Below are 10178 nucleotides of genomic sequence, written 5' to 3'. Positions count from 1 at the left end.
TCGCCGTTTGATCATTCCGGTCGTGGCCCTGTCGGTCCTGACCTATTTCGGTTTTCATGCTCTCAACGGCGAGTTGGGACTGGTTGGCCGCGCGCGGATCGAACATCAGATCGGCGATCTGGAGAAGCAACTGGAGGTTCTGGTTGCCGAGCGAAGGGTACTTGTCGCAAAGGTCAGCCTGTTGCGTCCGGAAAGTCTGAATCCGGATATGGTTGACGAACGGGCCCGTCTCAATCTTAATCTGGTACATGGTGACGAGCTGGTGATATTGCGGCCCGGGAACAGCTATCAGAAAATGAACTGATATCCTGTTAAACAAAAACAATAAACTAGAATTCAGTTAATCGAAAAATACTACATTAATACAATAAGATAACTGAAACTCTCGCATCCGCTTCACTGTCTTGGAACGCCTGGGGGGACAGGCTATTCTCCGCATGCCTGTCTTAAGGTAAACGTCTCGCCGAGAAGAGGGATATGGCTGTTACGAAAAAGTCATCTGCCGGCACCAGCGCAAAAAGCGCCGGCCGGTCCCGCGGAGCCGCTAAAACGGCCGCTCCTGCGATCGCCGATTTCGACAAGGATCAGGAACTCCACGCCTACCGGGAAATGCTCCTGATCAGGAGGTTCGAGGAAAAAGCCGGGCAATTGTACGGCATGGGCCTCATAGGTGGGTTCTGTCACCTTTATATTGGTCAGGAGGCGGTCGTCGTCGGCCTGCAGATGGCCAAGAAGGACGGCGACCAGATGGTCACCGGCTATCGGGATCACGGTCACATGCTTGCCATGGACCTCGACCCGAAGGGCGTGATGGCCGAGCTTACCGGACGCCGCGGCGGCCTGTCGAAAGGCAAGGGCGGCTCCATGCACATGTTCTCCAAGGAAAAACACTTCTATGGCGGCCACGGCATCGTCGGCGCCCAGGTGTCCCTCGGGACCGGCATCGGCTTTGCCAACAAGTATCGGGAAAACGGCAATGTCGCGATGGCCTTCTTCGGTGACGGCGCATCCAACCAGGGTCAGGTCTACGAGAGCTTCAACATGGCGGAGCTCTGGAAGCTGCCGGTGATCTACGTGATCGAAAACAACAAATACGGCATGGGCACCAGTGTATCCCGCGCGTCCGCCACCACAGACCTGTCCCAGCGTGGCTCGTCGTTCGGCATTCCGGGCGAACAGGTTGACGGCATGGACGTCCGCGCGGTCAAGGCCGCCGGTGAAAAGGCGCTGGAATGGTGCCGGTCCGGCAAGGGCCCCTACATTCTGGAAATGATCACCTACCGCTACCGTGGTCACTCCATGTCCGATCCAGCGAAATACCGCTCCAAGGACGAAGTTCAGAAAATGCGGACCGAGCACGATCCGATCGAACAGGTCCGTGTGCGCCTGGTCGAAAACAAGTGGGCGACGGAAGACGAGCTGAAGGCAATCGATAAGGACGTCCGCGCGGTTGTCGCGGAAGCCGCCGAATTTGCCCAGACCGATCCGGAGCCGGATCCGTCCGAACTCTACACCGACATTCTGCGTTAAGCCGGGGGAAATCATGCCGATCGACATTTTGATGCCGGCTCTTTCGCCGACAATGGAAGAGGGCAAACTCGCCAAGTGGCTCAAGGCCGAAGGCGACACCGTCTCCGCCGGCGACGTGATCGCCGAAATCGAGACCGACAAGGCAACCATGGAAGTGGAAGCCGTTGACGAGGGCACTCTTGGCAAGATCCTGGTTCCGGAAGGAACCGACGCGGTCAAGGTCAACGAGAAAATCGCCATTCTGCTGGGCGAGGGCGAGGACGCCAACGCGCTCGATGCCGCTGCCAGTGCACCTGCAGCCGCTGCGCCGTCTGCTCCGGCAGAAGCGCCGGCCCCGGCAGCTCCCGTGGCTGCAGCTCCGGTGGCGTCCAAGCCTGCCGATGATCCGGAAATTCCGGCCGGAACGGCCATGAAATCCTCCACCGTGCGTGAAGCCCCTGCGCGACGCCATGGCGGAAGAAATGCGCCGCGACCCGGACGTCTTCGTCATGGGCGAGGAAGTCGCCGAATACCAGGGCGCCTACAAGATCACGCAAGGCCTGCTCGATGAGTTCAGCGCCAAACGGGTGATCGACACGCCGATCACCGAACACGGTTTTGCCGGTCTCGGCGTCGGCGCGGCCATGGCAGGCCTGAAGCCCATCGTGGAATTCATGACCTTCAACTTCGCCATGCAGGCGATCGACCAGATCATCAACTCCGCCGCCAAGACGCTTTACATGTCCGGCGGCCAGATGGGCGCGCCGATCGTGTTCCGCGGTCCCAACGGCGCCGCGGCCCGCGTGGGCGCCCAGCACTCCCAGGACTATGCCTCCTGGTATGCCCATGTGCCGGGCCTGAAGGTCATTCAGCCCTATTCGGCAGCAGATGCTAAAGGCTTGCTCAAGGCGGCGATCCGCGATCCGAACCCGGTCATCTTCCTGGAAAACGAGATCCTCTACGGCCATTCCTTCGAGATCCCGGACATGGACGATTTCGTCCTGCCGATCGGCAAGGCCAAGGTCGAGCGGGAAGGGACGGACGTGACCCTGGTTTCCTGGGGGATCGGCATGACCTACACAATGAAGGCCGTCGACGAATTGGCCGCCATGGGCATTTCAGCTGAAGTGATCAACCTGCGCACCATTCGCCCGCTGGACATCGATACGGTGATTGCGTCGGTGCAGAAGACCGGTCGGGTTGTCACCATCGAGGAAGCCTTCCCGATGTGTTCTGTCTCTTCCGAAATCGCCTATCAGGTGCAGGAAAAGGCCTTCGACTATCTCGATGCCCCGGTCCTTCGGGTCACCGGTAAGGACGTTCCGATGCCCTATGCCGCCAACCTGGAAAAGCTGGCGCTGCCGAATGTCCAGGAAGTCATCGACGCGGTCAAAGCCGTCACCTACACGGCCTAAGGCGAGAGGGAGGCAGTTATGCCAATCAACATTACGATGCCGGCGCTCTCTCCGACCATGGAAGAGGGCAATCTGGCCAAGTGGCTGGTCAAAGAAGGCGATCAGGTTTCCGCAGGCGACGTGATCGCAGAGATCGAAACCGACAAGGCGACCATGGAAGTGGAAGCCGTCGATGAAGGCACCGTCGGCAAGATCCTGATCCCCGCCGGAACCGCAGGCGTAAAGGTCAACGCACTGATCGCCGTCCTTCTGGAAGACGGCGAGGATGCCAGCGCCATTGGTTCTGCCGGATCGGCTCCCGCACCTGCGGCAGCCCCGGCCGAAGCAAAACCGGCACCGGCCTCCGAAGCTCCCGCACCCGCTGCCCCAGCGGCTGCGCCGGCTCCTGCAACTCCGAAGACTGCCGACGGCGGAAGGGTGTTCTCTTCCCCGCTGGCCCGCCGGCTTGCGCAGCAGAACGGCCTGGACCTGAAGGCGATCTCCGGAACCGGCCCGCATGGCCGCGTCGTCAAGCGTGACATCGAGGCCGCACTTTCCGCCGGAACCGGGAAGGCGGCACCTGCCGCCTCTGCTGCTCCGGCTGCTGCCGCCGCCGCACCGGCCATGGCAACGGGCCCGTCCACCGATCAGGTACTGAAGCTGTTCGAGGAAGGCTCCTACGAGCTGGTTCCCCACGACGGTATGCGCAAGACCATTGCCCGCCGCCTGGTGGAATCCAAGCAGACGATCCCGCATTTCTATGTCTCGGTCGACTGTGAGCTTGATGCGCTGCTTGCCCTGCGCGGCCAGATCAACGGGTCCGCTCCGAAAGACAAGGACGGCAATCCGCTCTACAAGGTCTCCGTCAACGACATGACCATCAAGGCCCTGGCGCTCGCCCTGCGCGACGTGCCGAATGCCAATGTGTCCTGGACCGACGATGCCATGGTGAAGCACAAGCATGCCGATGTGGGCGTTGCCGTGTCGATCCCCGGCGGATTGATCACGCCGATCATCCGCAGCGCCGAACTGAAGCCGCTGTCGGTCATTTCCAACGAAATGAAAGACTATGGAAAGCGGGCCAAGGATCGCAAGCTGAAGCCGGAAGAGTACCAGGGCGGTACCACCGCGGTCTCCAACATGGGCATGATGGGAGTGAAGGATTTCGCCGCCGTCGTAAACCCGCCGCACGCCACGATCCTGGCGGTCGGGGCCGGAGAAAAGCGGGCGGTCGTCAAGAACGATGAACTCGCGATCGCAACGGTCATGACCGTGACGCTCTCCACCGACCACCGCTGCGTCGATGGCGCGCTTGGTGCGGAACTGCTGGCAGCCTTCAAGGGCTACATCGAAACCCCGATGGGCATGCTCGTCTGAGCACCGATAGAGTGCGGCGCGGTCGGAACTGACCGCCGCGCCGTCTCCCCAGATCAAAATTCAAGGGAAGAACGATGGCCGATACCAATTACGACGTCATCATCATCGGCTCCGGACCCGGCGGCTACGTGGCCGCGATCCGGGCTTCGCAGCTCGGCCTCAAGACAGCAATCGTGGAGCGCGAACATCTGGGCGGCATCTGCCTGAACTGGGGCTGTATCCCGACCAAGGCGCTGCTCCGCTCGGCCGAGATCTACCACTACATGCAGCACGCCAAGGACTACGGTCTGAGCGCGGACAATGTCTCCTTCGACCCGGCGGCCGTGGTTAAGCGCTCACGAGGCGTTTCCGGGCAGCTCAACGGCGGCGTCGGCTTCCTCATGAAGAAGAACAAGGTTGACGTGATCTGGGGTGAGGCCAAGATCACTAAGGCCGGAGAAGTGACCGTCTCCAAAGTCGCCAAGAAGGCCATGGAGCCACAACACCCGGTGCCGAAAGGCGTCAAGGGCGAGGGCATCTACAAGGCCAAGCACGTCATCGTTGCGACCGGTGCCCGTCCGCGGGTCATTCCGGGCATGGAACCGGACGGCAAGGACATCTGGACTTATTTCGAGGCCATGGTGCCGCCGGCGATGCCGAAGTCCCTGATCGTCATGGGCTCCGGCGCCATCGGTATCGAGTTCGCGTCTTTCTACAAGACCATGGGCGCCGATGTGACCGTCATCGAAATAATGCCGACCATCATGCCGGTGGAAGATCCTGAAATCTCCGGCCTTGCCAAAAAGCAGATGGAAAAGCAGGGTCTGAAGTTCCTGACCGATGCCAAGGTCTCCAAGGTGGTCAAAGGCAGTGGCAAGGTAACCGCAACGGTCGAAACCAAGGACGGCAAGACCCAGGAAATTTCCGCCGAGAAGATGATCTCCGCCGTCGGTGTCGTCGGCAACATCGAGAACATCGGCCTTGAAGCGCTCGGCGTAAAGACGGACCGCGGCTGCGTGGTCATCGACGGCTATGGCCGCACCAACGTTCCCGGCATTTACGCCATCGGCGACGTCGCCGGTCCGCCCATGCTGGCGCACAAGGCAGAGCATGAGGGCGTCATCTGCGTGGAAAAGATCGCCGGCAAGGATGTCCATGCCATGGACAAGTCGATGATCCCGGGCTGCACCTACTGCAATCCGCAGGTCGCCTCGGTGGGGCTCACTGAACCCAAGGCCAAGGAAGCCGGTTACAAGGTCAAGGTCGGCCGCTTCCCGTTCATGGGCAACGGCAAGGCGATTGCGCTCGGCGAACCGGAAGGCCTGATCAAGACGATCTTCGACGAAAAGACCGGCCAGCTTCTCGGTGCGCACATGGTCGGCGCGGAAGTGACCGAACTCATTCAGGGCTTCGTGGTCGCCATGAACCTGGAAACCACCGAAGAAGACCTGATGCACACCGTGTTCCCCCATCCGACCCTGTCGGAAATGATGAAGGAAAGCGTGCTCGACGCCTACGGCCGCGTTCTGAACATCTGATCGTGGCACCCCGGCAAATCTGACGGTCGCCTGAGCCCGGTTTCAAAAAAGGGATCTGGCGGTTTGTCATGAACTGCTGCTAGGCTCTCCTCATTTCCCGATTTCAGGAGAAATGTCATGGATGCAAAAAACATTTTGATTTGGTGTGTTATCGGTCTCGTCGCAGGCTGGCTTGCCAGTTTCTTCGTCGGTGGCGGAGGCCTCGTCCGTTATCTCTTGACCGGCCTGATCGGCGCCTTCGTAGGCGGCTTCCTGGTCAAGGCAACGGGCATAAATATCAACCTCGGCAATGCCTGGGTGAACGAAATCGTCGTCGCTGCCATCGGTGCAATCATCGTGGTGGTGATCGCCAGGATCCTGGCCTGATAAGGCAAAGGCCCGATAACATAGGGATAGTCGTCGATGGGTTTTATCCTCTGGATCATCATCGGCGTGGTGGCCGGAGCCATCGCGCACCGGGTCCTCAACAGCCGTGGCGGCTTTATCGGAAGCCTGGTCGTTGGCCTGGTCGGAGCCTTGCTCGGCGGCGAACTCGCCCATATGTTCCGCCTGAACGTAACCGGCGGACCGCTGGACCAACTGGTCGTCGCCACGTTGGGAGCGATCCTGTTCCTGTTTTTGTGGAAGAAGCTCTTCGGCTGATGATCTGTTTTGATAGAGAATGATACGACGCAGGACCACCAGTTGACCAACACGTCAGACCTTGAAGCCTATCCGGCCAGATCCACAGACAAGCTGCGTTACTGCGATACCGACCGGCAGGGCCACGTCAACAATGCCGTCTTTGCCACCTTCATGGAAACCGGCCGGGTGGAAATCCTTTTCGGTAAGGATGGCGGATACGCCGACGAAGGCGCCGCCTTCGTCATCGCCCGGCTGGAATTGGATTTTCTGGGTGAAGTTCGCTGGCCGGGTACGGTGGAAATCGGGACAGCGGTTCTGGAAACCGGCCGCAGTTCGGTCACGTTGGAACAACTGGTCTGCCAAAACGGCCAACCGGTTGCACGATCAAAGACCGTTATCGTGCAAATGAACGAGACGACCCGCAAATCCCAGCCGTTGTCCGACAAAGCCGTCGAACAATTCAAAAACTACAGGAAGCAGGTCGTTTCCGCATAGCAGCTTTGCGGTGAGCCACTTGACCTTTTCCCGTAATAGCGACACTTAAGACCCATGGTTACGATCGTCGACACCCTTTCGAAAACCGCCGACACACGCGATGATCGGCCACGCCACCCGGAAAAGGCCCACAGGCCCGACAACCCGGTGCAGCGCAAGCCGAAATGGATTCGCGTCAAGGCGCCGACGTCACCGGTCTACCGCGAAACCCAGGACCTGGTGCGGAAGAACAATCTCGTCACCGTATGCGAGGAAGCCGGTTGTCCGAATATCGGCGAATGCTGGTCGAAGAAACACGCCAGTTTCATGATCCTGGGCGATACCTGCACGCGCGCCTGTGCCTTCTGTAACGTCCGCACCGGCATGCCCGGACCGGTGGATACGAAGGAACCCGCTGGCATTGCCGACGCGGTCGCCCGCATGGGGCTCGAACACGTGGTGATCACATCCGTCGACCGGGACGATCTCGACGACGGCGGCGCGCGCCATTTCGCCGATGTGATCCAGGCGATCCGCGACGTCTCGCCGAAGACGACCGTTGAAGTTCTGACGCCGGATTTCCTGCGTAAGGACGGCGCGCTCGAGATTGTCGTCGAGGCGAAGCCCGACGTTTTCAACCACAATCTGGAAACGGTACCGTCAAAATACCTGACCGTGCGCCCCGGTGCCCGCTACTTCCATTCGATCCGCCTGCTGCAACGGGTCAAGGAACTCGACCCGTCCATGTTCACCAAGTCCGGCATCATGGTCGGCCTGGGTGAAGTTCGAAACGAAGTCCTTCAGCTCATGGACGATCTGCGCGCGGCCGATGTCGACTTCCTCACCATCGGCCAGTACCTGCAGCCCTCGAAGAAACATCATCCGGTCATGTCCTTCGTCACGCCGGAAGAGTTCAAGGGTTATGAGCGGATCGCCTATGCCAAGGGGTTCCTGAAGGTGTCGGCAAGCCCATTGACCCGTTCCTCCCATCACGCGGGTGAGGATTTCGCCGAATTGCGCGCGGCCAGAGCTGCCAGGCTCGGATACTGACAGGGCGGTCTGAACGGATTTCATGCCGAGCTTTACTTCCACCCACAAGGTCAATCACAGCGCGGCTGACATGTTCAGGCTCGTGTCCGACGTGGAGCGCTATCCCGAATTCGTACCGCTGTGCCAGGCGCTCCATGTCAGGGGTCGCAAGGATCTGGGCGAGGGCAGGGAAGTCCTCATCGCCGACATGACCGTTGCCTACAAGCTGTTCCGGGAGACCTTTACCAGCCGGGTTGAATTGAGACCCGACGAAAACACCATCCTGGTCGAATATCTCGACGGGCCGTTCAAGCATCTGGAAAACCGGTGGACATTCACCGACCGCGGCGACGGCGCCTGCGATGTCGGCTTCTTCATTACCTATGAGTTCAAGAGCCGCACGCTCGGGTCGCTGATGGGGGTGATGTTCGACAAGGCATTCCGGAAATTTTCGAGCGCCTTTGAAGCCCGCGCGGACGAGGTCTACGGCGTTTGAGACGCCTCAGGCCTGACAAACGTTTTATTTGAAATTCTTGAAGGCTTCGCTGATCGTGCGCAGGCGGCTCGATTGCATGTCGACCGGTTCGGCGTTCTCGCGCGCCTTGAGAACCTCCCGCTCTTTCAAGCCGAGATCCTCAAGGCGAACGTAGTGCTCGGGGTCCGCGCAGTAAACATCAGGTCTTTTGTTGACTTCATTGATAATCACAAGATGACGGCCGGCCTCCGCTTCCCGTTCGGTCCAGACGACCGTGCTTCGGGTCACCCAGAAGGTGGTCTCGCAATAGACGGCCTTGTGATAGCCGGTCTCGGGGTGAGTCAGAATTTCCTGGATACCGTTGAAACGGCCGCTGGGGTCAAGGGAACGGATATAATAATCACCTGCCGGCGCCTTCAGCTGCGCATGAGCGCTGACGGACATCAACAATAACAGTAAGAATGCTCCGATCTTGACCATTGTAATCCCGCTTTGAAAGACGGTTTCATTCGCTTCCGGCATGTTGCGGAAGCGGATAGTCATCAAGTGAAGCAGAGAAATATTAACCCTACCTTTGCGGAATATTCGGCAATTTAATCAATTGCTGTGATAGGTGGTCAAGCCGCGCTTTGTATTGTCACCGCGCTTGAGAGACTTGCTGACCGCTTGCCATTTGTTGACACGGGTAAGGTCATCGCCTTCCGTCCGGACAACAATATAGGGATCCATACTGACGCCCAGATCTTCAAGGGTGACATAGTCGGTTGGGCGTTCGCAGATCGGTCGCCAGCCCTTGCCGCGGTTGAATTCCACCCGAACTTCATGGGAATTATCCATTTCGACCTGGGTCCAGGCGACCGTCACCGGGCGAACCCAATAACTGCGTCCGCAATATTTGACCTGTTTCAGGCCATCGGCCGCTCTGAGGAAAATTTTATGGCTGCCGAGAAAGAGGCCATCATCGCCTCGCGAGATCATGTAATAGTCAATCGGGCCAAACGTATTGCCCGCATGAGCGACACCGGCCGTTACAGCAAGTGTAGCTGCAACCAGGATTGATCTCAGCATGGTCTTTCCCACATAACATTGTGGAGTTCAGGGTACAAAGCAGACATGCTTCGCCCATACGCTCTCATCTAGCGGACACAATAGACAGCGAATTGTCTAGATATTGCTCATGCAAAGAGTGGAATTTGATTGCAATTTTAACAATATCGGAAAAAGCGCCGAAAATCGCCATTTCTCTCGAAAAAGTATGTTATAAAATATATGGATGTTTTTCGGCCGGTTATGGTTTTACTTGCGGAACGCGCTGCCGATCGCGCTGAAGCGGGAGGCCAGGTTCTCCGGTTGGGCAATATCATCCGTGACTTCTCCCGGCGCCAAATCGATGCCCAGATCCTTCAGGGTGACCTGTTCTTCCGGCTGTTCGCAAATCGGACGCCAGCCTTTGCTCCGATTGAACTCGACCCGCACTTCCCGATTATTTTCCACTTCAAGCTGGGTCCAGGCAACCGTAAAGGGCCGCACCCAGTATTCCCTATTGCAGTAGGTGACCAGCCGCAAACCATCGGAAGACCGGTTGAAGATCTTGTGGCTTCCGAGGAACTCGCCGTCGGCGTTTCGGGAAATGAGATAGAAATCACCGGGTACAGGAAGCCCTTGAGCACCAGCCGATACAGGCGCATTTGCGAGCAACAGAACGAGGAGCACCAATCGATTCATTACCTGTCCCTACGTATCCGGGAAATTCAAACGTCATGATCCAAATTTTTAAAG

Annotated in this window: 12 protein-coding genes and 1 pseudogene; 10 read left to right on the top strand and 3 right to left on the bottom strand. The window is 58.7% G+C overall.

Annotation, left to right across the window (positions count from 1 at the left end):
* From ABIN98_RS06420 to ABIN98_RS06375, 10 genes and pseudogenes are all read left to right on the top strand, one after another.
* The coding region (locus tag ABIN98_RS06420; RefSeq protein ID WP_346908437.1) for a septum formation initiator family protein at window positions 1–304 on the top strand (304 nt) is incomplete at its 5' end.
* A 173-nt stretch (window positions 305–477) separates the two neighbouring features.
* The gene (gene pdhA, locus ABIN98_RS06415; RefSeq protein WP_346908436.1) at window positions 478–1530 is read left to right on the top strand and encodes a pyruvate dehydrogenase (acetyl-transferring) E1 component subunit alpha; all 1053 of its coding nucleotides are present in this window, start codon (window positions 478–480) and stop codon (window positions 1528–1530) included.
* 13 nt (window positions 1531–1543) lie between these two features.
* Window positions 1544–2924: pseudogene (locus ABIN98_RS06410) on the top strand (pyruvate dehydrogenase complex E1 component subunit beta).
* Window positions 2925–2942: 18 nt separating this feature from the next.
* The gene (locus tag ABIN98_RS06405; protein ID WP_346908434.1) at window positions 2943–4280 is read left to right on the top strand and encodes a pyruvate dehydrogenase complex dihydrolipoamide acetyltransferase; all 1338 of its coding nucleotides are present in this window, start codon (window positions 2943–2945) and stop codon (window positions 4278–4280) included.
* A gap of 74 nt (window positions 4281–4354) precedes the next feature.
* Window positions 4355–5797, top strand: a complete 1443-nt coding sequence (gene lpdA / locus ABIN98_RS06400; RefSeq protein ID WP_346908433.1) for a dihydrolipoyl dehydrogenase — start codon at window positions 4355–4357, stop codon at window positions 5795–5797.
* A 117-nt stretch (window positions 5798–5914) separates the two neighbouring features.
* Window positions 5915–6163 (top strand): GlsB/YeaQ/YmgE family stress response membrane protein, encoded by a 249-nt coding sequence (locus tag ABIN98_RS06395; RefSeq protein WP_346908431.1) that lies wholly within the window; start codon window positions 5915–5917, stop codon window positions 6161–6163.
* Between the two features lie 36 nt (window positions 6164–6199).
* Window positions 6200–6439 carry a GlsB/YeaQ/YmgE family stress response membrane protein gene (locus tag ABIN98_RS06390; RefSeq protein WP_346908429.1) on the top strand — a complete coding sequence of 80 codons (240 nt, stop codon included), beginning with the start codon at window positions 6200–6202 and terminating at the stop codon, window positions 6437–6439.
* Between the two features lie 42 nt (window positions 6440–6481).
* Window positions 6482–6916 carry a thioesterase family protein gene (locus ABIN98_RS06385; protein WP_346908427.1) on the top strand — a complete coding sequence of 145 codons (435 nt, stop codon included), beginning with the start codon at window positions 6482–6484 and terminating at the stop codon, window positions 6914–6916.
* A gap of 54 nt (window positions 6917–6970) precedes the next feature.
* On the top strand, window positions 6971–7945 hold the full coding sequence (lipA, locus tag ABIN98_RS06380; protein ID WP_346908425.1) for a lipoyl synthase: 975 nt from the start codon (window positions 6971–6973) through the stop codon (window positions 7943–7945).
* A 22-nt stretch (window positions 7946–7967) separates the two neighbouring features.
* On the top strand, window positions 7968–8420 hold the full coding sequence (locus tag ABIN98_RS06375) for a type II toxin-antitoxin system RatA family toxin (protein ID WP_346908424.1): 453 nt from the start codon (window positions 7968–7970) through the stop codon (window positions 8418–8420).
* Window positions 8421–8444: 24 nt separating this feature from the next.
* Here the strand turns inward: ABIN98_RS06375 and ABIN98_RS06370 are convergent, their stop codons facing one another.
* The 3 genes from ABIN98_RS06370 to ABIN98_RS06360 all read right to left on the bottom strand — a co-directional run bounded on the left by ABIN98_RS06370 (window position 8445) and on the right by ABIN98_RS06360 (window position 10124).
* Entirely contained in the window at window positions 8445–8843 is a 399-nt protein-coding gene (locus tag ABIN98_RS06370) for a hypothetical protein (protein WP_346908422.1), read from the bottom strand.
* Between the two features lie 153 nt (window positions 8844–8996).
* Complete coding sequence (locus tag ABIN98_RS06365; protein ID WP_346908421.1) at window positions 8997–9479, bottom strand: hypothetical protein; 483 nt, start codon at window positions 9477–9479, stop codon at window positions 8997–8999.
* A gap of 216 nt (window positions 9480–9695) precedes the next feature.
* A complete protein-coding gene (locus ABIN98_RS06360) occupies window positions 9696–10124 on the bottom strand; it encodes a hypothetical protein (RefSeq protein ID WP_346908419.1) in 429 nt (142 codons plus the stop codon).
* Window positions 10125–10178: the final 54 nt, after the last annotated feature.

This window comes from uncultured Roseibium sp. (assembly GCF_963675095.2).
GTDB lineage: Bacteria > Pseudomonadota > Alphaproteobacteria > Rhizobiales > Stappiaceae > Roseibium.
This window is presented reverse-complemented; position numbering and strand designations above follow the sequence as displayed.

Bases quoted from the DNA above. Each gene is read 5' to 3' on its own strand.
- lpdA (WP_346908433.1), top strand. From the start codon at position 4,355: ATGGCCGATACCAATTACGACGTCATCATCATCGGCTCCGGACCCGGC.
- ABIN98_RS06375 (WP_346908424.1), top strand. From the start codon at position 7,968: ATGCCGAGCTTTACTTCCACCCACAAGGTCAATCACAGCGCGGCTGAC.
- ABIN98_RS06390 (WP_346908429.1), top strand. From the start codon at position 6,200: ATGGGTTTTATCCTCTGGATCATCATCGGCGTGGTGGCCGGAGCCATC.
- ABIN98_RS06370 (WP_346908422.1), bottom strand. From the start codon at position 8,843: ATGTCCGTCAGCGCTCATGCGCAGCTGAAGGCGCCGGCAGGTGATTAT.
- pdhA (WP_346908436.1), top strand. From the start codon at position 478: ATGGCTGTTACGAAAAAGTCATCTGCCGGCACCAGCGCAAAAAGCGCC.
- ABIN98_RS06405 (WP_346908434.1), top strand. From the start codon at position 2,943: ATGCCAATCAACATTACGATGCCGGCGCTCTCTCCGACCATGGAAGAG.
- ABIN98_RS06360 (WP_346908419.1), bottom strand. From the start codon at position 10,124: ATGAATCGATTGGTGCTCCTCGTTCTGTTGCTCGCAAATGCGCCTGTA.
- ABIN98_RS06395 (WP_346908431.1), top strand. From the start codon at position 5,915: ATGGATGCAAAAAACATTTTGATTTGGTGTGTTATCGGTCTCGTCGCA.
- lipA (WP_346908425.1), top strand. From the start codon at position 6,971: ATGGTTACGATCGTCGACACCCTTTCGAAAACCGCCGACACACGCGAT.